The sequence below is a fragment of the Oceanotoga teriensis genome (assembly GCF_003148465.1).
GTDB lineage: Bacteria > Thermotogota > Thermotogae > Petrotogales > Petrotogaceae > Oceanotoga > Oceanotoga teriensis.
Genome location: NZ_QGGI01000001.1, coordinates 1 through 23,444 on the forward strand (window position 1 = coordinate 1; position 23,444 = coordinate 23,444).

Annotated in this window: 24 protein-coding genes and 1 riboswitch; of the genes, 7 read left to right on the plus strand and 17 right to left on the minus strand. The window is 24.5% G+C overall.

Annotation, left to right across the window (positions count from 1 at the left end):
• Nucleotides 1-325, plus strand: a 325-nt coding sequence (locus C7380_RS13620) for a hypothetical protein (RefSeq protein WP_206050471.1), incomplete at its 5' end; no start/stop codon positions are given.
• On the opposite strand, the gene C7380_RS00005 is transcribed toward C7380_RS13620, so the two are convergent.
• From C7380_RS00005 to C7380_RS00040, 8 genes are all read right to left on the minus strand, one after another.
• On the minus strand, nt 320-1,774 hold the full coding sequence (locus tag C7380_RS00005) for an aminoacyl-histidine dipeptidase (protein WP_109603431.1): 1,455 nt from the start codon (nt 1,772-1,774) through the stop codon (nt 320-322). The genes C7380_RS13620 and C7380_RS00005 overlap by 6 nt on opposite strands.
• Nucleotides 1,775-1,879: 105 nt before the next feature.
• On the minus strand, nt 1,880-3,913 hold the full coding sequence (locus C7380_RS00010) for a methyl-accepting chemotaxis protein (RefSeq protein WP_109603432.1): 2,034 nt from the start codon (nt 3,911-3,913) through the stop codon (nt 1,880-1,882).
• 240 nt (nt 3,914-4,153) lie between these two features.
• The gene (locus tag C7380_RS00015) at nt 4,154-5,881 is read right to left on the minus strand and encodes an FAD-binding oxidoreductase (RefSeq protein WP_109603433.1); all 1,728 of its coding nucleotides are present in this window, start codon (nt 5,879-5,881) and stop codon (nt 4,154-4,156) included.
• A 12-nt stretch (nt 5,882-5,893) separates the two neighbouring features.
• Nucleotides 5,894-7,453 (minus strand): FGGY-family carbohydrate kinase, encoded by a 1,560-nt coding sequence (locus tag C7380_RS00020; protein ID WP_109603434.1) that lies wholly within the window; start codon nt 7,451-7,453, stop codon nt 5,894-5,896.
• Nucleotides 7,454-7,473: 20 nt separating this feature from the next.
• Nucleotides 7,474-7,821, minus strand: a complete 348-nt coding sequence (locus C7380_RS00025) for a DUF1667 domain-containing protein (protein ID WP_158274716.1) — start codon at nt 7,819-7,821, stop codon at nt 7,474-7,476.
• 5 nt (nt 7,822-7,826) lie between these two features.
• A complete protein-coding gene (locus tag C7380_RS00030; protein WP_158274717.1) occupies nt 7,827-9,059 on the minus strand; it encodes an NAD(P)/FAD-dependent oxidoreductase in 1,233 nt (410 codons plus the stop codon).
• Nucleotides 9,046-10,767: an NAD(P)/FAD-dependent oxidoreductase gene (locus C7380_RS00035; protein ID WP_158274718.1), complete on the minus strand. Its 1,722-nt coding sequence runs from the start codon at nt 10,765-10,767 to the stop codon at nt 9,046-9,048. Before C7380_RS00035 ends, C7380_RS00030 begins: the two co-directional genes overlap by 14 nt.
• A gap of 151 nt (nt 10,768-10,918) precedes the next feature.
• The gene (locus C7380_RS00040; RefSeq protein ID WP_158274719.1) at nt 10,919-11,614 is read right to left on the minus strand and encodes a GntR family transcriptional regulator; all 696 of its coding nucleotides are present in this window, start codon (nt 11,612-11,614) and stop codon (nt 10,919-10,921) included.
• 98 nt (nt 11,615-11,712) lie between these two features.
• Between C7380_RS00040 and C7380_RS00045 the strand changes: the two genes are divergently transcribed.
• Nucleotides 11,713-12,354 carry a lactate utilization protein gene (locus C7380_RS00045; protein ID WP_109603439.1) on the plus strand — a complete coding sequence of 214 codons (642 nt, stop codon included), beginning with the start codon at nt 11,713-11,715 and terminating at the stop codon, nt 12,352-12,354.
• Between the two features lie 9 nt (nt 12,355-12,363).
• Here the strand turns inward: C7380_RS00045 and C7380_RS00050 are convergent, their stop codons facing one another.
• Nucleotides 12,364-12,624: an EscU/YscU/HrcU family type III secretion system export apparatus switch protein gene (locus C7380_RS00050; RefSeq protein ID WP_170110802.1), complete on the minus strand. Its 261-nt coding sequence runs from the start codon at nt 12,622-12,624 to the stop codon at nt 12,364-12,366.
• A 188-nt stretch (nt 12,625-12,812) separates the two neighbouring features.
• Here C7380_RS00050 and C7380_RS00055 point away from each other — a divergent pair, with 188 nt between their 5' ends.
• From C7380_RS00055 to C7380_RS00070, 4 genes are read left to right on the plus strand one after another with little or no spacing between them, the layout of a single operon-like run.
• Nucleotides 12,813-13,889, plus strand: coding sequence for a tetratricopeptide repeat protein (locus C7380_RS00055; protein WP_109603441.1), 1,077 nt, complete (start codon nt 12,813-12,815; stop codon nt 13,887-13,889).
• A gap of 20 nt (nt 13,890-13,909) precedes the next feature.
• Entirely contained in the window at nt 13,910-14,371 is a 462-nt protein-coding gene (locus tag C7380_RS00060) for a prepilin peptidase (protein WP_158274720.1), read from the plus strand.
• Nucleotides 14,337-15,101, plus strand: a complete 765-nt coding sequence (locus tag C7380_RS00065; protein WP_109603443.1) for a YdcF family protein — start codon at nt 14,337-14,339, stop codon at nt 15,099-15,101. The genes C7380_RS00060 and C7380_RS00065 overlap by 35 nt, the downstream gene beginning before the upstream one ends.
• A gap of 13 nt (nt 15,102-15,114) precedes the next feature.
• A complete protein-coding gene (locus C7380_RS00070) occupies nt 15,115-16,017 on the plus strand; it encodes an SMR family transporter (RefSeq protein WP_109603444.1) in 903 nt (300 codons plus the stop codon).
• Nucleotide 16,018: 1 nt separating this feature from the next.
• Here the strand turns inward: C7380_RS00070 and C7380_RS00075 are convergent, their stop codons facing one another.
• Nucleotides 16,019-16,603, minus strand: coding sequence for an isochorismatase family protein (locus C7380_RS00075; protein WP_109603445.1), 585 nt, complete (start codon nt 16,601-16,603; stop codon nt 16,019-16,021).
• Between the two features lie 147 nt (nt 16,604-16,750).
• Here C7380_RS00075 and gpmA point away from each other — a divergent pair, with 147 nt between their 5' ends.
• Nucleotides 16,751-17,497: a 2,3-diphosphoglycerate-dependent phosphoglycerate mutase gene (gene gpmA / locus C7380_RS00080; RefSeq protein ID WP_109603446.1), complete on the plus strand. Its 747-nt coding sequence runs from the start codon at nt 16,751-16,753 to the stop codon at nt 17,495-17,497.
• Nucleotides 17,498-17,529: 32 nt separating this feature from the next.
• Here the strand turns inward: gpmA and C7380_RS00085 are convergent, their stop codons facing one another.
• From C7380_RS00085 to ribD, 7 genes are all read right to left on the minus strand, one after another.
• Nucleotides 17,530-18,252, minus strand: a complete 723-nt coding sequence (locus C7380_RS00085; RefSeq protein ID WP_109603447.1) for a basic amino acid ABC transporter substrate-binding protein — start codon at nt 18,250-18,252, stop codon at nt 17,530-17,532.
• A 14-nt stretch (nt 18,253-18,266) separates the two neighbouring features.
• Nucleotides 18,267-18,992, minus strand: a complete 726-nt coding sequence (locus C7380_RS00090) for an amino acid ABC transporter ATP-binding protein (RefSeq protein ID WP_109603448.1) — start codon at nt 18,990-18,992, stop codon at nt 18,267-18,269.
• Nucleotides 18,985-19,689: an amino acid ABC transporter permease gene (locus C7380_RS00095; protein ID WP_109603449.1), complete on the minus strand. Its 705-nt coding sequence runs from the start codon at nt 19,687-19,689 to the stop codon at nt 18,985-18,987. Before C7380_RS00095 ends, C7380_RS00090 begins: the two co-directional genes overlap by 8 nt.
• Before the next feature lie 318 nt (nt 19,690-20,007).
• Nucleotides 20,008-20,469: a 6,7-dimethyl-8-ribityllumazine synthase gene (gene ribH / locus C7380_RS00100; RefSeq protein ID WP_109603450.1), complete on the minus strand. Its 462-nt coding sequence runs from the start codon at nt 20,467-20,469 to the stop codon at nt 20,008-20,010.
• A 10-nt stretch (nt 20,470-20,479) separates the two neighbouring features.
• Complete coding sequence (locus tag C7380_RS00105) at nt 20,480-21,649, minus strand: bifunctional 3,4-dihydroxy-2-butanone-4-phosphate synthase/GTP cyclohydrolase II (RefSeq protein WP_109603451.1); 1,170 nt, start codon at nt 21,647-21,649, stop codon at nt 20,480-20,482.
• Nucleotides 21,639-22,196, minus strand: coding sequence for a riboflavin synthase (locus C7380_RS00110; protein WP_109603452.1), 558 nt, complete (start codon nt 22,194-22,196; stop codon nt 21,639-21,641). Before C7380_RS00110 ends, C7380_RS00105 begins: the two co-directional genes overlap by 11 nt.
• A complete protein-coding gene (gene ribD, locus C7380_RS00115; protein ID WP_109603453.1) occupies nt 22,181-23,209 on the minus strand; it encodes a bifunctional diaminohydroxyphosphoribosylaminopyrimidine deaminase/5-amino-6-(5-phosphoribosylamino)uracil reductase RibD in 1,029 nt (342 codons plus the stop codon). The genes C7380_RS00110 and ribD overlap by 16 nt, the downstream gene beginning before the upstream one ends.
• Before the next feature lie 112 nt (nt 23,210-23,321).
• Nucleotides 23,322-23,436, minus strand: a riboswitch (FMN riboswitch).
• Nucleotides 23,437-23,444: the final 8 nt, after the last annotated feature.

Consider the following 23,444-nt stretch of genomic DNA (forward strand, 5'->3'; position numbering starts at 1 on the left):
TGTGTTAGGCGCGCCGCCAGCGTTCACCCTGAGCCAGGATCAAACCCTTCATCCTTATGGTTTGTCCTTCTTCAGTTCTTTCTCTGACGTCTTTTATTCCTTACCTTATTGGCTTTCTTCTATCCACTTTTCAAACAGCATTTCTTCCTCTGGCTTCTCAGCCAGCCGAAGTATATACTATCACATTTCTCTATCTCCTGTCAATTTCTTTTTTGTTACATTTATTCCCCCCTTTCCTTACATATTTCCACCTCTTAACGTGTTTGATGATTTTATAAGAAAATATGGAGACACAATAATATCTCCATATTTTTATATTTTATAATTCTTTGAGTATATTTTTTAGAAAATTCCAACTTCTTTCAACGGATGAAATACTCATTTTTTCTTTTGGAGTATGAACATCATATAAATTAGGACCAAATGATATCATATCTATATCTCCAAGTTTTTCTTTAAAAAGTCCACATTCTAAACCAGCATGTATTGCTGAAATTTCTGGATCTTTGTTATACATTTTTTTATAAACATCTATAAAAACATTTCTTATTTTTGAATTTTCTTTGAATTGCCATGCTGGATATTCAGCAGTTCTTTGAACTGTTGAATTTGTTAAAAAAGCAATATTATCAAAAATCATATGCATATAATCTTTTTTACTTTCTATAGAACTTCTTGAAGCAGATTTAAAATATATTTTTTTATCTTTTATTTCAATAATACCCAAATTATTAGATGTTTCAACTAAATCTTCAATTTCGTCTGACATTCTTATCACACCATCAGGTATTAAATTTATTATATTTATTATTTTTTTAGTAATACTATTTTTTATAACTTTTTTAAATTTTTCTTTTGATTCTTTAAAATCAATTCTAATATTTTTATCAACTTTATAATATTCTTTTTTTATTATATCAACAATTTCGTCAAAATCATTTTTTATTGTAGTAAAATATTTTTCATCAAATGCTATTATTGCCTTTGATTCTCTTGGTATTGCATTATCTTTCGCGCCTCCAATTAAATCAACAAGTCTTATTTTAGTATTTTTAGATATTTCATATAAAACTCTTCCCATTAATTTATTAGCATTAGCTTTTTGTTTTATTATTTCAGAACCTGAATGACCACCATTTAATCCTGTTATATATATTTCAAAGAATCTATAATCTTTTTTAGATTCTTTATATTCTAAATCAAGGGATATATTTTCCCTCATTCCACCAGCACAACTAACTAAAAATATTCCTTCTTCTTCTGAATCTATATTTATTAAAGTTTTACCTTTAATATTTTCTGGATTTAAATTATGAGCACCTGTCATTCCAGTTTCTTCATCGGTTGTTATTAAAACTTCTATTGGTGGATGGGCTATATCTTTAGAATCTAATAAAGCTAATGCAAAAGCTACAGCTATACCATCATCTCCACCTAATGTTGTGCCCTCTGTTTCAATAAAGTCTCCATTAATTTTCATTTTTATAGGATCTTTAGAAAAATCATGTTTTACAGAACTTTCTTTTTCACAGACCATATCCATATGACCTTGAAGTGTAATTATGGGATTATTTTCTTTACCATTTGTACCATTTTTTCTAATTATTATATTTAAAGCTTTGTCTTGTATTACTTCAAGATTTCTTTCTTTAGCAAAATTAAAAAGCCAATCACTTATTTTTTTTTCACACTTTGAACAACGTGGAATTTGATTTATTTCTTCAAACCATTTAAAAACTTCTTTGGGTTCTAAATTTTCTAAAACTTTATTCATATTATTACCCCCTTATATTATTTATAACAATTATAACAAAATGAGTTTATTTTTTCATAAAGTATATTTAAATTTTAAAAAAAATGATATCTGAATAATCAGATATCATTCGAATTTGAATATGTTTATTTTTTCATTTAAATTTGTTGATATTTCTTTTAATGAATCAGAAAGTTGTTCAATTTCATGAGATTTTTTTGTGTTAGTTTCTATCATTTCTTTAATATCTTTTATTTGATAAAATATTTCCTTTACTAAATTATCTGCCGCCTCCATTGAAGAATTCATTTCTTCAGATGAAGCACTTTGTTCTTGACTCGATGCTGAAAGATTGTTTATTTCACTATTAATCGAATACACTTTTTGTTTTATATCTTCAAATTTTTTTATTAATTCATCTGTACTTAAATCTATTCCTTCAATTATTTCAACTATTTTAGATGTTGATTTGTTAACACTGATGGTTCCAGCATTTATATCTTTTAATATTTCTTCAATTTCTTGTGTTGCTTTAGAACTATCATCTGCAAGTTTTCTTATTTCATCTGCAACTACAGCAAATCCTTTTCCAGCTTCTCCCGCACGAGCTGCTTCAATAGCAGCATTCAATGCTAATAAATTAGTTTGTTCTGTTATACTTCTAATACTTTCAATTATACTTTGAACATTTTTTGTATTATTTAAAAGTTTTTCAACTTCTTCTTCTGTTAATTTAGATCTATTTTTTGCATTATCTATAGTAGATTTTATATCTTTTATTTTTTCAGATCCATCTTCAGCTGAACTTAATGATTCACCAGAAAAAATACTGAGTTCTTGTGCCGAATTAGAAATAGTAGTAGAACCTTGAGCTACTTCAAATATACCATTATTTAAATTTTCAACATTATTGCTAACATTCTCAGAATTATCTTTTACAGTAGTTATTTTTTCTTGTAACTTAATTCCAAAATTTATCAATTCTTCAGCTGTATTGTTCAATTTTTTTGAATACTCTAAATTTGAATTAGAACTAAATTCAACTTGTTTTAAAGCATCATTTAAATTTTTTCTCATATCTTCTAATGCATTTGAAATATCACCTATTTCATCTCTTCTATTCAGTTTAAAATCTACTGTAAGATCTCCTTTTCCAAATTTTTCAATTTTATTTTTTATATATTTTAAAGGATTTATAATTATTTTATTTATTAAAAGAAATAGAATTAAAATAAATATAGCTATAAATATTATAGAAATTATTATTGATTGAGTTATAGCATTTCTTATTCCTAATTCTTCTTCTAAAAGGTTTATAATTATGAATATTCCTGTATCTCCTATTATTGATTTTGAAAAATATGTATTTTTGGAATTATAGTCAAATTCTTTTACTTCAGTCCTTTCAGATAAAATATAATCTGTAATATCTTTCTCTAATTTATTTTTTATATTAATCTTTAAATTTTCTTCTTTATTATTTGAAACAACATAAGTACCATCTTTATATACTGCAAAAGCTGATCCAGTTTCTCCAATATCAATATTCAAAACTTTATCAGTTAAAACATCCAATCCAATATCTATTGTAGTAACACCTATATTTTTGTTATCTTTTATTATTGGAGAGGTTATTGTGATCATAGTCACATTGGTGACAGAGTCAGCATAAGGTCGACTCCAAACAGAATTTTTAGATTTTATTCCCGATTTATACCAATCTTCTTTAAAATAATTTGATTTTTCATTTGAATAATCCCAAGTTAATTTTATGTTTGAATTTTCTTTATATGAATATGGTCCAAAATATATTTCATTTTTATCATATTCATATGGTTCCATCCAAAAACCTCCTCCAACTATTAAAGGATTATTTTTTATTATTTCATTCAAAAAATTTATTATAATATCTGTTGACTCTTCATCATAAGTTTTAAAAGATGAAACTAAATTTGAAAGATTTTCAGAACTCTCTTTTATCTTTTCGAAAGAAATATTTAAATTATCTGAAATCCCTTCACTCTTTGCAGATAAATAATTATCAGCCATACTTTGTATATTTGTTTTTAAAGAACTTACATTAATATAAATTTGAATTGCAAATAGTATTACTGAAATTGAAGAAATAAAAATAATTATTTTTTTACTTATAGTATTCATTGTAATACCCCCTTAATTTTTAATAATAAGCTATATAATTACATCATTAAATTTTTTCTTAAAATAAAATAATATTTTTATTTATAAAAAACATAAATTAAATTTCATTTGATAAATTAACATTTTATTATTTATACAGTAATCATAACACATTATAAAACCGAAATATTAACTAATTATTAAATAAATATATTTTTATTGTATCTATAAAAAACAAAATAACATACCATAATAGGTATGTTATTTTTTATTATTTCTTATTAAATTTTTTTCCAAATCTAAACCTAATGTTCCACCTGGATTCATTATATTATTAGGATCAAAATAATTTTTTAAATTCTTAAATAAATCCATTTGATTTTCACCTATATAGCTTTCTAACCAAGGAGCAGTCATTTTCCCTATTCCATGATGATGTGACATGCTCGCACCATATTTTTGAATATTGTCTAATATTCCATATTGATATTCGAGATATTCTTCTTCCTCTTCCATTTTTGCAATAAAAATAAAATATAAATTTGCTCCCTGAGGATAAAAATGTGATATATGAGTCATACATATTGTATTTGGTCTGCTATGACAAAATTTTCTTACTCCTGTATGAACTTTTTCCATATTTTCCCAATTTACAGAGCATTCCAATGTATCTATCATAATTCCAAAGTCTCCAAGATCTTCTCTTAAATAAGGATCTCTAAATCTACCTTTTTCCCATGAAGAGGTGATATATCCTGTTGTATACATAGCATTATATTTTTTACAAATTTTTTTTATATTTTTTTTCACCAATTTAGAAAAATTTTTTTCTCCTTCTGTAAATCCGAGCATTAAACATCTTTCCATAGGATTGAATCCTCTAAATTTAAGAATTTTATCTATTATAGTATCTTCTACACCGTATAATTTCATAGCAACATCTGTCTCTTCAGGATCAGATAGTCTAAAAACTGATGGATAACCAAACTGACCTTGCATTATTTCTCTTGCAGCTTCTTTTGCATCTTCCCAATTTTTAAATATGAATGAAAATTTTTGATGGTTTTCTGGTAAATACTTAAAAATTTTTAAAGTGGCACTAATGAGAATACCAAATGCTCCTTCACTTCCCATCATTATTTCATCTATATCTGGACCAGTAGCTTGAGCAGGAAATTCATTAGTTTTTATTTCTCCTATTGGAGTAATATATTCTTGGCATATAACTATATCTTCAATTTTTCCGAAATATGTCGAATTTTGTCCTGCTCCTCTTGTTACTATCCAACCTCCTACTGAAGAATATTCAAATGATTGTGGAAAATGTCCACAAGTATATCTTCTTTTTGCATTAAATTTTTCTGGGGCTTTATTTAAATACTCTTCAAGATCCGGACCTTGCATTCCAGCTTGAACAGTTATAGTTTGATTTATTTCATTAAATCTTATTACCTTATTCAGATGTTTTCTCATATCTAAGGTTATTCCTTGTTTTACAGCTTCCATACCTCTTGTTACAGTTGATCCACCACCAAATACATATATAGGTATTTTTTCATCATTACAATATCTAACTATATTAATTATATCTTTTTTATCTCTTGGATAAATTACTATATCTGGAATATTTTCTACTTTTTTGTGCCTCATTCTTATTGAATCAATCATAGTTTTACCATAAGAAACTGAAAGTCTCGTATAAACATCCTCATTTACATTGTCTTCACCAACAATAGTTTTAAATTTATTTATATTTTCTTTAGTAAGTTTAATTTCTCCATCATATTTCACATCATCAAGCCCAAGATTTTTAGGTTCTATAAAATCATTATCTGTCATATTAAACGTTTTTTTCATTAATTCATATAATTTTTCATTTGGATGTTTAAATTCATTCCATTCCCCCCACTTAAATATGCTTCTATAAGAATTTTCTGGCGGTTTATTTATATACCAATTTGGTTCGAATCCTTTATATTTATGACCCATAAATCCCACCCCTTATTCATTTGGATAATTAGCTATATCCTTAATTTGAATATATAAATTTTTTAATCTTGGATATATTCTTTTATATACTTTATGAAATAAATCTTTATATATTTCAGAATTTTTTTTATCTGGAATAAACTCATCTTTATAATGAATCATATTTTTTATTGCTTCTTGATAATTTTTATATATTCCCAATGAAACAAAACCTATCATAGCTGCTCCTAATCCACTAGCTTCATTAGTATGTATTCTAAGTACTTTTCTATTGAACATATCAGAAGTTATTTGACATATAGTTTCTGATTTACTTCCACCTCCTGAAACCTTTATTTCTTCAATATGTTTATTAGTTTTAGATTCAATCATTTCTATACCATCCATTAAACCATAATTTATACCTTCTATAATTGCTCTATATATATGTATTCTCGTATGAACATCTCCAAAACCTATTATTGATCCTTTTGCAAAAGGGGTTTTTATATGTGGTCCCCAATATGGTTGTAATATTAAACCGTCTGAACCAGCTGGTATACTATTTAATCTTTGATTTAAAAGAATTTCAGGATTTATATTTAATTTTTTTGCTTCTTCCATTTCTTTTTGTGCAAATTCTTTTTTAAACCAACTTATCATCCAATAGCCTCTAAATATTTCTACTTCGGGATTATATGAGTTTTTTATAATACCAGGATATGCAGGCATAAATTTTATTGGTTCTATATACTTATTAGATGTTATTTGAATAGTTGCTGTAGTTCCAAAACTTATACTCGCACATCTTTCATCAATACATCCATTTGCAAGAGTTTCACACCCTTTATCTGAAGCACCAGCATAAACTGGAATTCCATTTTTTAATCCAGTTTCATATTCAGCATTTTTGTTTATATTTCCTATCAAGGTTCCAGGTTCAACAAGTTCTGAAAGTTTATCTTTTTCAATACCAAAAATTCGCCATTTCCAACTACTCAAATTTTCTTCCCATTTTCTTTTTTTATAATTAAAAGGAATATGGCCTACTTGATTTGCAATAGAATCTTTTATTTCGCCTGTTAATTTAAAATTCAAATATGCTGATAATTGAATATATTTATAAGTTTTATTCCATACTTCATTTTCATTTTCTTTTATCCAATTAGCTTTTGATTCTCTTGATATAATTTCTATAGTTTTTTTCATACCAACCAAATCAAATATTAATTTTTCATGTTTATAAAGTTTTCCTGGATATTTAACCATTCTTTGATCAAGCCAAGTTATAGTATTTCTCAATACTTTTCCATTTTTATCTAAATTTATCATTGTATCTCTCAAAGTAGTTATGACAACAGCATCTATTTTTTTAAATTCTGAAAAATTTTCTAATTTCAAATAATTTGTTGCTTCACATAAACTTTTCCAATATATTTCAGCTTTTTGTTCTGCCCAACCAGGTTTAATAGAAAAATAAGGATTAAAATCTATTTTTTTATACCCTTTAATATATCCAAATTTATCAAAAATAATTCCTCTCAAACTCTGGGTTCCACAATCAATTGATAAAATTCTTTCATCCCCCTGCATTTATTTCACCCCAACCCATTTTATTCTATTTCATCCGTAGTTATTATATCCACCCCTGTATTACAAACATTTTTTAAAACAATACTTCCAGGTTCTATTTTTTCTTTAAGTATGAATTTATTTATATTTTGCATTATTTCAAATATTTTATTCTTGGGAACTTCTGAATTTGTTTTAACAGATAATCTTGGCTTATCTTTAAAAATCGTTTTTATTGTAGTACATATTGTTCTTCTTGGATCTTTTAATTCATTTAATGCAAAATAATATCCTCTTTTACATTTATTACCAGTTATAATATATTCATTTTTTTCTTTTTCAATATTTAATTCACAGGAGTTTGGACATACTATACAAGTAAGTTTCACCATTATCACTCCAATATCATACTTATTTTTTTATTTTTAATATTTTTTATAGTTAATTTTTCCATTTCTGCCGGAATTAATTTATTATAATTTTTTTCAACAATTTTGTCATCTAAAAAAATTTTTAATTTAGCATTTTCAAATCTCTTTTTACTTCTAAAATAAAAAATTATCTCATCATTTGAATTTTCATTTATATATTGAGGTACAATGTATAAAAAATTTTCATTTATATCTACTTTAGTATTCTTATTATTTGTTTTTTTATTTTTAATATATTCGCATGCTTTTTTTCCAGCAATTTCACCACTCTCGGAAACATAATCTACTAGATCGTTTACATGGAGAGCATTACCACATATAAATATTCCTGGAATTTCAACAGACATAAAATCATTATCTACAAATGCTCCATTTGTTTTTTTATCTATAGTTATTCCTAGATCTTCTAAAAGTTCATTTTCGGGTATTAATCCAACTGATAATATTAAAGTATCACACTTTATTATTTTCTTTGAATTTTCTATAAGTTCATAGTTTTTATTTACTTTAGATATTTCAACAGCTTCAATTCTTTCTTTTCCAAATATTTTTGTTATTGAATGCGACAAATATAAAGGTATATCATAATCATATAAACACTGTCTTATATTTCTTGTAAGACCTGATGGTGTATCTTTTATCTCATAAACTCCCAATACTTTAGCTCCTTCAAGTGTAAGTCTTCTCGCCATTATTAGCCCTATATCACCGCTTCCTAAAATAATACAATTTTTTCCTGGCATAAATCCCATTATATTAGTCATATATTGAGCAGTTCCAGCATTATATATTCCAGCAGGTCTCTCTCCTTGTATAAAAATTTGTTTTGATGTTCTTTCTCTACAACCAGTTGAAAAAATTACAGTTTTTGTTTTTAAAATATGTATTCCATTTTCATTTATTATTTTAATATGAAAATCTTTATCTTTTTTTATTTCAATAACAAAAGTTTTTAATAATATATCAATATCTTTATTTTTTATAATATTTTTATATTTTAAAGCATATTCAGGTCCCGTAAGTCTTTCATTAAATTTTAAAACTCCAAACCCATCATGTATGCATTGTTTTAAGATTCCACCTAATCTTTCTTCTCTTTCAATTATTAGAGCTTTACAACCTTCATTATTGACTTTTAAAGCAGCTGCCATTCCAGCAGGTCCTCCACCTATGATAATAACTTCATATTCTTTCAATAAAATCATCCCCAAATTTTTTTGTTTCCTTAAATATTAAATTTGAACCTAAACCTTTTTTTAAAATTTTTTCATATTCTATTCCAGTTTCTTCATGAATTATTTTTAATAATAAAGGTGTACAAAACCCACCTTGACATCTTCCCATTCCAACTCTTGTTCTTCTTTTTATCGCATCTAAAGTAATAGCTGGTATATTAGAATGTATAACTGATTTTATTTCTCCATAACTTATCATTTCACATCTACAAACTATTTTTCCAAAATCTGGATTTTTATTAATAATTCTATTTTTTTCTTTATCCTCTAATAAATAAAGTATAGGATATCCTTTTCTATTTGGATTATATTTAATATTTTGATTTATATTTGTTTTACTTTTTAAAATATTTATAGTTATTTTCTCAACATCTTCTGATATAGACGGTGCAGAAGCTATTCCAGGTGATTGTATTCCAGATACATGAATAAAATTTGAAATTTTTGAAGATTGTTTTATTATAAAATCTTCTTTATAAGTAGAAGCTCTTGTCCCTGAAAAATAAGTTATTATATCTTTTTTATTTATTTGTTTTAAAACAGAACTATGTTTATTCATTATTTCATTTATTCCTTTTGAAGTTGTACTATAATCTTCTTTATAAGGTTGTTCATAAGCATTAGGCCCTAATAATAAATTCTCTTCTACTGTTTTTATTATTCCTCCACCCTTACTATTATTTTTTAAATTAAAATCAGTTTTTGAAACCACTGAATTTATAAAATTTCCTGTTTTTTTATCCAATATAATTATCTCGCCTTTTCTTGGATGTATAGTATAAAATCTATCTCCAACAATTTCTGCTACTTCATCAGAATGAACTCCAGCACAATTTATTAAACACTTTGTGAATATTCTTCCTCTATTAGTTTCTATATAAACTACTTCATTATTTTCTTTATAAACATCTTTTAAGAATGTTTCAAAACTAATATCAACTCCATTTTCAACTGCATTTTCTGCATATGCTATTGTTGTTTTATATGGTGATATAATTCCTGTTGAAGGAATTAAAAATCCTCCTATTAAGTTCTTATCTATATTTGGTTCTATCATATTTATTTGTTTTTTATCAACATATTTTAAATAAACACCATTTTTTTTAGCTCTTAATTTAATAAAAGGCGATATGAATTTTAAATGCCATTTATCAAAAACTATTAAAGATCCTGTTCTTTTAAATTCAAAATTTAATTCTTTTGATTTTTTTTCATATAATTTATTGCCAAGTACATTATAATAAGCTTTTTTAGTACCAGGTTTAGGACTTAATCCTGGATGAATCATTCCATCATTTCTTGATGAAGTATGTACTGCTATATCATTTTCTTTATCTATTACTAAAATTTTTATATTCCATTTTGAGAGTTCTCTTGCAATACTACAACCTATTATTCCAGCACCTATAATAATTACATCATATTTTTTATTATTTAATTTGTTATCTTTTAAATCTGTATTTATAAAATTTTCTTTTTCTTGATTTATAAATTTCAAATTATTTATAACTCCATCAAAATCTGACATAGCAGCTATTTTTCCAGCTTTAATTACTTGTTCCCAATTTTCAACCACACCTTCAAGCTTTAAGGCATTGTTTTGAATTGATATATCAATATCATAAGAAATATCTTTTTTTATTTTATTTTTTAATTTTTGAATATTCATTTGCTCATCTCCTAAATAATGTACATACTGTCCGGACATTTAAATTATATACTATATTAATTTTTTGTTTAAATGTTATTAATTTTATTAAGCTTTGAAAATCAGTTTTTATTTTAGATTAAGCTTTAAATTCCATTAAATTTTGAATTATTTAAAATTTAACTACACTTTTAAATGTATATATATCACCTCTAAATATAAATTTTAAATATAAAAAAATATCATTTTTTTCATCAAATATTTTTCTCGATAATTTTATACCGGGAATTCTTTTTGTATTTAAGTATTCTGATATGGGTGAATCTATCAATACTGGTTTTATTTCTTGCTCCATCTTTTTATAAATAAAATTTTTCTTTTTAGACAAAAAATAATGCATGGAGTCTTTTATCATATCTTCATCTATATCTCCAACTTTACTAAAAGGAAGATATGATTCCTCATAAGCAAAAGGTATTTCAGAAGCATATCTTATTTTTATTATTCTATATAAGTATTCTTCGTTTTGGAAAAGTTTTTTATTATTTTTAACTTTGTTAAAACTTATTATTTTATTCTTAGGAACATATCCCATTTTTATTATCTCTTTTGTAAAAGAAATTTTTTCGCCTATACTATCATTTATTCCATCTTTTTTTGATATAAAAGTACCCTTACCAGGTCTTCTAACAACATAACCTTCTTCAACTAAAATATTTATTGCTCTTCTTATAGTTTCACGACTAACTTTAAATTTATTCATTAATTGAATATCGCCAGGAATTTTATCTCCAATCTTATATTCATTCGAATTTATCATTGATTCTAATAATATTGATATATCTTCATATAATGGATTTTTTTTCAAATTTATCACCTTCATTTTTATTCTATTTCACTTAAATATTTATTCTTTTTTATTTTATCATGTTAAAATATTTTTAGATAAACAATAGGGGGGATAAAATGAGAGATGAACTTTACAAATGGAAATTTATGAGTATAGGAAATGAAATTATAGAAAATTTGAGAATGAAGAAACATGAAGCTTATCTTGTAGAATCTTCTAGTGAAGCTTTAGAAATTATAAAAAAATTAATACCAGAAAATTCAAAAGTTACTGTGGGTGGAAGTATTACTTTATCTCAAACTGGTATAATCGATTATTTAGAAAACAGTAATATAAATTATATCAGCAGAAAAAATGCTAAAAATTCAGATGAAATGAATAAAGTATTTTTAGAATCTTTTACGAGTGATTTTTTTATTTGTTCTGCAAATGCAATAACTTATGATGGTAAAATAGTACAATTGGATGGTAATGGTTCAAGAGTAGCCCCTATGATTTGGGGACCTAAAAATGTAATAATAGTTGCTGGAATGAATAAAGTTGTAAACAATTTAGAAGAAGCAAATTCAAGAATTACTTATATAGCTCCAATGAATGCAAAAAGATTAAACACTAAAACGCCCTGTACGAGATTAGGCGAATGTATAGATTGTGAATCAAGAGAAAGAATTTGTGTTCACAAAACCATATTAGAAACAGGAGTAAGACATCCTGGAAGATTTAAAATAATTTTAATCGCTGAGAATTTAGGACTTTAAAGGGAGATTTTATCTCCCTTTTTTATCAATAGTGTAAACATAAGCTATTATTTCAGCAGCTATTTTATACATTTCAGGAGGAATTTCTAAATTTAAATCTAATCCATAAAAATTTTCTGTAGCAACTTCATCTTTAATAATAGGGATTCTTTCTTCTTCAGCTCTTTCTATTATTTTATCAGCTATTTCATTTATTCCTTTAGCAACTATTTTAGGTGCTTTATCAGTACCTTTTTTATATCTTAAAGCTATTGCTTTTTTCTTATTCATGATATACTCCTTTTATATTTTAATATCATTTATAAAACTATATATAAATTCCTTGAATTATTATAATTTAAATATAATTATAGCACTATATTTTAATTTTTAAAATATAATCAAATTTTTTAATTTTTGTTAAGTATGGTAAAATTATTATGAAGATTTTTTTACATACTTCAAAGGGGGAGATTTATATGGAGAACATTGTAAACGTGAACTTAAATGGAGAGGTTTACACTATAACAGATAGAACACCCTTTCCATTATTACTTTCTGAATATTTATATGAAGGCGATTTTGATCTTATGATGGTAGATTTAAAAGAAAAAAAAGACTTTATAAATGAATGTAAAACGTTAAAAGTTCTCATGGATAATATTCCAGGTATAAATTCTAACTTCATAACAAGTCCTTTTATTTTTAATGATTTTTTATCCTATATGGAAGAATTCAATATAAAAATAAATGATTTTAATCATGTTTCTTTGAATGGTTTGATAGATATAGTTTTGGATAGAGCTGATAAAAAAGATTTTGATATAGTAAAAAAAATATTATACTTCACATTAGATATTGATTCTAATTTTGCCCCTGCATATGAACTTTTAGGATCTATTCTAATTGAAGAAGGAAATTTTGAAGATGGAAAAAAGTCTCTCGAAAAAGCTGCAAAAATAGACCCTTGGAATATTGCCGCTTTGTCTGAACTAGGAGAGGCTTATTTTAATTTAAAAGAATATGATAAAGCGGCTGAAATTTGGAAAAAAGAAATAGAACTTGCCCCTAATAATTATGTAACTTATTTTATGATAACTGATGCTTATATGGAAGTAGACAAGTATGATAAAGCAGCAAACATTTTAGAAAAATTTTTAAATAGATTTCCAAAAAGTATACTTGGAAAATTCCAACTTTCAAATATATATAAAGAATTATCAAGAAATATAGAAGCTGAAGGTCTTTTAAACGAAATTTTAAATTCTATTCCGGAATACGAGAGTGATATAGAGATATGGACTAAATTAATGATAGAAAACAATAAAAATAAAACAGTCATAAAATTTATAGAAAAATTCATAGAAAGATCTGAAAACAATGAACATTTCAAACTTTTATTAGTTATACCATATTTTAAATCTGGCGAAATAGAAAAAGCTAAAAAAATTTTTAAAAACTTAAAAGATGAATACTCATGGTATATATATGGCTTAAAAGATTCGTTCAATGCTGTTTTAAATAAAGATGAACTAAAGGAATTAGAACTGATATGACTTTTAAAAAAAAGTGCCTATTGGGCACTTTAATTTTTTCTATAAATTTAATTCATTTCTTTTTATTTGAAAATTTCTTTGATATAATTATTATAAACTCTATAATATTTGCTGGATATATTGACTATAAAAAATTCATAATTCCAGATACTTCTGTAATAATAATTTTAATTGTATCTTTATTTAATTTTTCTATTTATAATTTAATAATTTCAATAATAATTTTTTTATTACTTGTAAATTTTTATAAAAAGAAAAAAATGGGATTTGGAGATGTAAAACTTTTAACAGTATTAAGTTTATATTTTGGATATGAAATTTTTTTTATAATAATATTTAGTATCATATTGATACTTATTTTAAATTTTAAAAAAGAACAGGCTAAAATACCTTTTGGTTTTTATATAATGTTTGGAGTATTAATAAATTTATTCATGAGGTGGTTTTATGATCCTTTACAAAATTATTGGTTCCCTTTTTGAAATTCCCGGAATTTTTATATTGATATGTTTTATAATGTTTTTATACTACTTAAAAAAAGAGAAACGTGTTAGAAAATTTCTTCTTTCTATATTGATAATAATATATATAATTTCAACTGGTTGGTTTTCAAGAATGCTTGTCTACCCTTTAGAAAATAAATATCCTCCATTTAAACTTCAAGGTAAAGAATTTTCAAATGATAATGGTATAATACTGACACTTGGTGGTGGAATAATATCTAATATTTCAGAAAACACAAATCAACTTTCAGATTCATCTATGCAAAGAATATATCAATCATATTTAATGTATAAAAATTTAAGATATCCCATAATAGTAACAGGAGGAAAAATTGAAGGGACAAAAAATCTTCCGGAAGCTTTTGTTATGAAAGATACATTGATAAAAATGGGAGTTGAACCAGAAGATATTTTTATAGAAATAAATGCTAGAAACACAGAAGAAAATGCTAAATTTGCATCTGATATAGCTAAATCTTTGAATAAGGATAAAATATATTTAGTTACTTCAGCTGTACATTTACCAAGGTCTATGAAAATATTCGAAAAATATTTTGAAGAAAATTTAATACCAATACCTACAGATTATCAACTTTCAAGAACAGAATTAAGTTGGTATGATTTTTTGCCAAAGATGGAATTTTTAAAAGCTACAGCAAGTGCATTACATGAATATATTGGTATTTTGTATTTGATGTTAAAAAATTAATTGAGGTGTTATTTTGATATATTTAATAATAGCAATATTTTTTAGTTCTTCAATAGCAATAATATTTAAAGTATCAGAACTCAATTCTCAAAGTAGATTAAATGTTACAACATTTAATTATGCAACTGCCTCAATAATAAGTGGGATTATGTCTTTAAGAATCCCACTTAATTTTGAAAATAACATAAATTTTTTTAATGAGTTTAAAAATGTAATAGAAACCCCCAACTTAATTTTAAGTAATAGTTCAAGTTTCATATGGAGCTTAATTATAGGAGTTCCTGCTGGATTATTCTTTTTTCTATCTTTTTTACTTTATCAAATAAATATTAAAGAAAATGGAGCTTCATTATCTGGTGCATTTTCAAAAATTGGAATTCTTGTTCCAATGATAATATCAATAATTTTATGGAAAGAATATCCAACTAAAATCCAATCTTTTGGTATAATTTTATCTTTAACTTCTATATTTCTAATAAATATTCCAAATAAAAATGAAAAAAAGAATTTTAATTATTTATTAATTTTATTATTATTAACGGGTGGAATGGCAGAATTTTCAAATAAATTATTCCAAAAATATGCCAAAACAGAAATTAAAAGTATATTTCTATTTTTTGTTTTTATATCAGCATTTTTGATAAGTTTAATTTTTTCAAAAAAAGATTTAAAAAAATTAACAAAAAAAGAAATTCTTACTGGTATATCAGTAGGAATTCCTAACTTATTTTCATCTTATTTTTTAATATTATCTTTAAATTATATAAAAACCTCTATAGCTTTCACAATTTATTCAATAGGAAGTATTTTAATAATAAATATAATAAGTTTTCTATTTTTTAAAGAAAGATTGAAAAAAATAGAAATAATAGGTATTTTTATCATTATATTATCTCTGTTTCTTTTAAATATTTAAATTAAATAATTTCTATCTCATCTAAAACATCTTTACTTAAATTTTCTGAAATTTGTTTTTTATTAACAGATTTGACAAATTTTTTTAAAACTATTACATTGAAACCTTTTTCTAATGCATCTTTTATTGTTTCTTTAACACATACATCTCCTGCAAGTCCTAAGATTATAAGATTTTCTATATCTTCTAATCTTAACCTTTCTTCAAGACCATTTGATTTTTTTAATTCATAATCATCATAAAATGCAGAATAACTATCAAATTCTTCAGATGTTCCCTTTTGAAATAAAAAATCATAGTATTCTATGAAAAGCTGATTACCAAATGTGCTTTTAACGCAATGAATTGGCCATTCTTTGAATGAAATATGATTTTTCGGATGATCATCTTTACTTGAAAAAATCTTTATACCTTCTTTTTTTATATCTTTTACAAAATTATTAATATCTTTTATCCAAAACTCATCAGTTCCTTTAACTGGAAGTTCTGATGGGCATCTTTCAGTAAAACCGTTTTGGCAATCAACACATAATAAAGCAGTATTCTTTAAATTAAATTTAGTTTTAATATATTCTAATATGTTCATTTTAAATCCCCCCATAAAGTTATTCTATAAATATTTTATCATATATAATATTATTTTTCCTTTAAAGTATTTTATTTGTAAAATATCTCTTATATAATATATATTGTATGTTCTAATTTTTCACAATCATTTAAAGGGGTGAATAATATGTATAAATTAGTATTAATAAGACACGGCGAAAGTGAGTGGAATAAAGAAAACAAATTCACAGGTTGGACAGATGTTAACCTTTCCGAAAAAGGTGTTAGTGAAGCTAAAAATGGTGGAAAACTATTAAAATCAGAAGGTTTTGAATTTGATATAGCTTTTACTTCAGTTTTGAAAAGAGCTATAAAAACTTTAAACTTTGTTTTAGATGAAATGGATCAAGATTGGATACCAGTAATTAAAGATTGGAGACTTAATGAAAGACATTATGGTGCATTACAAGGTTTAAATAAAGCAGAAACAGCTGAAAAACATGGAGATGAACAAGTGAAAATTTGGAGAAGAAGTTATGATATACAACCTCCAGCCTTAACAGAAGATGATGAAAGATATGCCGGAAAAGATAGAAGATATTCAAATCTTTCAAAAGAAGAATTACCATTAACAGAATGTTTGAAAGATACTGTTGAAAGATTCTTACCTTTATGGCATGAAGAAATAGCTCCTACAATAAAAGAAGGAAAAAAAGTTATAATTGCTGCTCATGGTAACTCATTAAGAGCTTTAGTAAAATATTTAGATAATATATCAGAAGAAGAAATTGTTAGTTTAAATATTCCTACAGGAACACCTCTTGTTTATGAATTAGATGAAAATTTAAAACCAATTAAACATTATTATTTGGGAGATCAAGAAGCTATAAAAGCAGCAATGAATGCCGTTGCAAATCAAGGAAAATCCAAATAATTAAAAAAGCAGTTCAAAATGAACTGCTTTTTTTAATTAAAATATTTATCTATTAATTCTTTATATTTTCCATTTTCTCCTAATTTTTTTAAAGCATTATTTATTTCTAACATCAAATTTTCATCATCTTTTCTAAAGGCTATTGCATAACTTTCTTTCAATGAATCAGTATTTACAACTTTTATACCTTCATTATTTTTTATAATATTCTTAGCTGGTTCTGAATCTAATACTATAGCTTCAATTTTTCCATTTTTTAAATCTAATACAGCAGAATAAACATTTGAAAATCTTTTTAATATTGAATTATCTTTTTCTGTCATCAAAGCATCTCCAGTAAAACCTAAAACAACACCAACATTTTTATTTTCAAGATCTTCAAAACTTTTTATATAATTATTATCTTCATTTATAATTATTACTTGTTTGGCTTCATAATAAGAATTACTAAAATTGACATTTTCTTTTCTTTCTTCAGTTTCGGTCATTCCTGCAATTACCATATCAACTTTTTTACTCTGTAAAGCTGGTAAAAGACCATCAAAGTCCATATGTATAACCTTTATTTCTTTATTTAATATATTTCCAACTTCATTTATTAAATCTATATCAAAACCAACTATTTTATCTTTATCAAAATATTCAAAAGGAGGAAATTCAGCATTTGTTCCAACATATATAATATTATTCTCATTACATGAAACTAAAAAAATAGCCATAATAGTCAATAAAATACTAAGTAAAAATTTTTTCATATATCAACAACTCCCTATTTTAAATTAATTTTATTTAAGAAATCTAAAGTTCTTTTATTTTTTGGATTATTAAATAATATATCTGGTGATCCTTTTTCTATAATTTTTCCTTCATCCATGAACCAAATTTCATCTGATATATTTTTTGCAAAATTCATTTCATGTGTCACAATGAGCATAGTTATATCATCCTTGGATAAATCTCTTATAACATTCAAAACTTCTTGAACCATTTCTGGATCAAGTGCAGAAGTTGGTTCATCAAAAAGTATTATTTCAGGATTCATAGCCATAGCTCTCGCTATAGCTACTCTTTGTTTTTGCCCACCACTTAATTGAGATGGATATGAATTTATTTTATCTAAAAGTCCAACTTTATCAAGTAATTCATATGCATTTTTTTCAGCTTCTTTTTGAGTTTTTAGGCCTAATAAAATCGGAGCCAAAATTATATTATTTAAAACATTTTTATTGTTAAATAAATTAAAATTTTGAAAAACCATTGCTATATTTTTTCTTATATTACTAATATTTTTTTCATTTAAAATATTAGTGCCATTAATATATATTTCACCACTTTCTGGAATTTCTAATAAATTTATGCATCTTATTAAAGTTGATTTTCCAGAACCAGAAGGACCAATTATTGAAACTTTTTGACCTTTTCTAACTTCAATATTTATATCTTTTAAGATATGTTTATCAGAAAAATATTTATTTAATTTTTTTATTTTAATCATTTACTTTCATTCCTTTTTCTATTTTTTTCATTATCTTTGTAAAAATAAAAGTTAAAATTAAATAAATTATTCCAACTAATATTAAAGGTTCAATACCTCTATATGTCTGACTTGTTATAATCTTAGAAGAGGTTAATAAATCCATGCCGCCAATAAATCCTACAATTGAAGTTTCTTTAAGCAAAGTTATAAATTCACTTATCAATGTTGGTAAAATAATTTTAATGGACTGAGGTACTATTATATTCTTCATAGTCATAGAATAACTGAGACCTAATGAATATGCTGCTTCTTTTTGACCTTTATCAACTCCTTGTATTCCAGATCTTATAATTTCAGAAACATAAGCAGATGAATTTATACCAAAAGAAATAGAAGCTATTATAAATATAGGTGTATTTTTAAGATATCCAACAAATATTAAATTTGCAAATATCATTAATTGAACAACAGCTGGTGTACCTCTTATTAGATTAACATATAATTCTCCTATTTTTTCTAAAGGATTTAGAAATATTCCCCATTTTTTAAAAGGGTGAAATTCAAACAATCTCAAAAAAGCAATTAATATTCCCAATCCTAATCCAATTAAAGCCGAAAAAAATGTAACAGAAAGTGAAAAACCTAAACCTTTTAAAATATATAAATATCTTTCATTTTCTATAAAAATAAAACTCAAAGTTTCTAAATAATTCATTAAAATCTCCTCTCAATATAAATTTAATCTTTTTCATTATATTGAAAACTCCGTTTTTTAAACATTTGTATACCTCCTTATATATAATAAAATGGAAGTCATACTAAGACTTCCAATTTTATATTAAAAATATATTTAGATATACAAAAATTAGTTCAAAAAATGATTATAATGAACATGAAGTCAATAGTATGATAAAATAATTATTCATTTCAAATGATCTTCGGCGATATCGCATTTTCATACTATTTCCTCCTTTTATTTTTTGATATTTTACAATATTTTTATTTACAAATCATGTGATATATGTTAAATTTATTAAATCAAATTATCTATATTAATCATTTCAAGCAAAGATAAAGCGGCATCGAATCCTTTATTTCCAGATTTTAATCCTGATCTATTAAAAGATTGTTCTAATGTATCTGAAGTTACAACTCCAAAACTTATAGGAATTTTAGAATTTAATGTTAAATGAGCTATTCCTTTTGAAACCTCATTTGAAACAATTTCAAAATGATATGTATCCCCTCTTATAATACATGCTAAAGCTATTATTCCATTATATTTTTCTGAATCTAAAATTTTATTACATAAATGTGGAATTTCAAAAGCTCCAGGAACAATATAAACATCTATATCCTCTTCTTTGACATCATGTCTTATTAAACAATCATTTGCACCTTTTAATAAATTATCTGTGATTGTAGAATTAAACCTTGAAATTATAATTGCTATTTTTTTATTTAATCCATTATATTTACCTTCATATATATTCATAATAACCTCCTTAAACATTCAAATTATGATTAAATCTAATTTTTTTTGTTTTCAAATAAAATTCATTATATTCATTAATTTCTCCATATAGATTTATACTTTCTTCTATATCTATACCATACTTAGATAATTGTTTTATTTTATCTGGATTATTAGTTAATAATTTTATTTTATTTACTTCCATAGCTTTAAGAATTTGAGCAGCATTTGAATAGTCTCTATTGTCTGCAGGTAGTCCTATTACCTCATTAGCATCATAAGTATCTACACCTTTATCTTGAAGAGCGTAGGTTTTAATTTTATTTGTTATTCCTATATCTCTACCTTCTTGTCTCATATAAATTAAAATCCCATCATTCTCTGATATGAACTTTAAATAATTATTTAATTGACTTCCACAATCACATTTTAATGAACTCATCACATCACCTGTTACACATTCAGAATGAACTCTCACATAAGGTATCTTATTATAAAAATCACCTTTTTTTATGACAAAATGTTCTTTTTTATCAAGATTATTTTTAAAAGCTATTATCTCAAATTCTCCATATTTTGTTGGAAGTTTTGCTTTTGAAACCATAAAAATATTTTGAACTCTTTTTATATATTCTTCATAAATTTCATCAATAGTAATTACTCTAATTTGAAGTTCTTTTGCAAGATTTTCTATATATTTTAAATTATGAGACTCTCCATTATCATCTATTATTTCTACAAAAGAAGAAAATCTTTTATATCCTAAAATACTCATTAATTCAATAGAAGCTTCTGTATGACCTTTTCTATTATTAAGACCTCTTCCACCAATCAAACTAACATGACCGGGATAAGCAAAAAGTCCTATATTTGGATTTTCGGATAAAACAGATACAGTATTCGCTCTTTCAATAGAAGAAATGCCTGTATTTGAAAGCTTATAATCAATAGGAATAAAAAAATTTGTGGAAAATTTTTCTTTATTATTAGATGGAAGTTTTATAAAACCTCCATCCAAAAGGATATTTTCATCTGCTGCTGTACATAACAATCCTCTACCTTTTTGTATAAATAAATTTATAATTTTTTCATCCATCAATTCAGATGGAAATACCATATCCCCTTCTATTTCTCTCTTAGTATCTAATATAATAACCGGTTTACCTAATTCAAAATCTTTTTTTATATTTTCAATATCCATACTTTTCACCTCTCGCATATCTATTTAAAATATCAATTTCATAATTAACATAATCATACATCTTCAAATCAAATAAATTTGTATTTAAATAAGTATGTGGAATAACTTGAATTACAAAAGAATCCATATATTTTTCGGCAATAGTCAAACTAATTCCATTTAGTGCAATTGCTCCTTTTCTTACAATTGCCCAATTTTCTTTTGGCATTTTAAATTCCATATAATAAGTATCAGAAATTTTCTTACAATTTAAAAATCTTATCATACCGTCTATATGACCAGTTACAATATGACCATCAAGTCTTCCATTAAACTTTAAAGCTCTTTCTATATTTAATTTTTTGGATATATTAATATTTGTAATTTTCTTAGTCTCTTCTCCAAGTGTAAATTGCAATTTACTTTCTGATAAAGAATCTACAGTTAAACAAACTCCATTAAGGGCTATAGAATCTCCTAATTTTATTTCTTTTGAAAAATTATTTATTACAATCTTATTGTTAAAAATATTAAAATCTGACTTTTTTTCTATTATTCCCGTAAACATCTTTTCAACTCCAACTTGATATTTTCTCCAATAATAAAACTATTCTTAATATGAAATTCTTTAATTTTTTTTAAATTTTCAAAAGGAGAAATACCTTTTCCAAATATTTTATTACTAATATAAACATTTATTTCATCTGAATAATCATAAAATAAAGAAATTATTTTTCCGCCGCCTTCTACAAGTACAGAATTAATATCCATTTTATTTATTTCTTTCAAAATATTTAAAATACTAAAATCTTTTATATAAACAATTTTTGTTATTTTTGAATTACAAATATAATTTTTAGAATTAGTAAAAATAATGTTTTTACCTGGAATATTAAATATATTAAAGTCAGTACTTTTTATATCAAAATCTTTATCAATTACTATTCTTATTGGAGAAATACCTTCTAAATATCTTAAATTAAGTTTAGGATTATCTTTTAAAATAGTTCCAGCACCTACAAGAATAGATTGATATTTTTTTCTCATTTTATGAACATCAATTAAGGATTCTTTACATGTAAATCTACCTTTAATTGAATCATTATATATAAACCCATCTAAACTTTGTGCATATTTTATATTTATATATGGTATAGAATAATTCATACTTTTAATAAAAAATTTATTTAATTCTGTTATTTCATCTTTTAATATTCCTTCATCAACAATTACTCCATTTTTTCTGAGTTTTTCTATGCTTTTACCATTAACTTTTGGATTAGGATCTTTGATCCCAATAAATACTTTTTTAAATTTATACTTTAATATTTCATCAACACAGGGAGGTGTTTTACCATAATGAAAACAAGGTTCTAAAGTTATATAAATATTTGAATCTTTTATCTCATGACCTTTTTTCAATGCATTTTTTATAGCATTTACTTCGGCATGATCACCACCAAAATATTTATGATATCCTTTTGAAAGAATATGTCCATTTTTTTCTATAATTGCTCCAACCAAAGGATTAGGATTAGTATATCCAATAGCTTTTTTAGATTCTTCTAAAGCCATTCTCATATAAAATTCTTTAATTTAAATCACCTCCAAAATTTAAATATATAACAAAAAACCCCGGATTTCTCCGGGGTTTAAATTTATATAAATTGAAAAAATATATATAAATATACTTATTCTTCTTCTATCATCCAGACTTTACTGTCGGTTCCGGAATTACACCGGATCAACCAAAAAGGTTCGCGGACTTTACCGCCGGTCGGGAATTTCACCCTGCCCCGAAGAAGTGTTACACAAA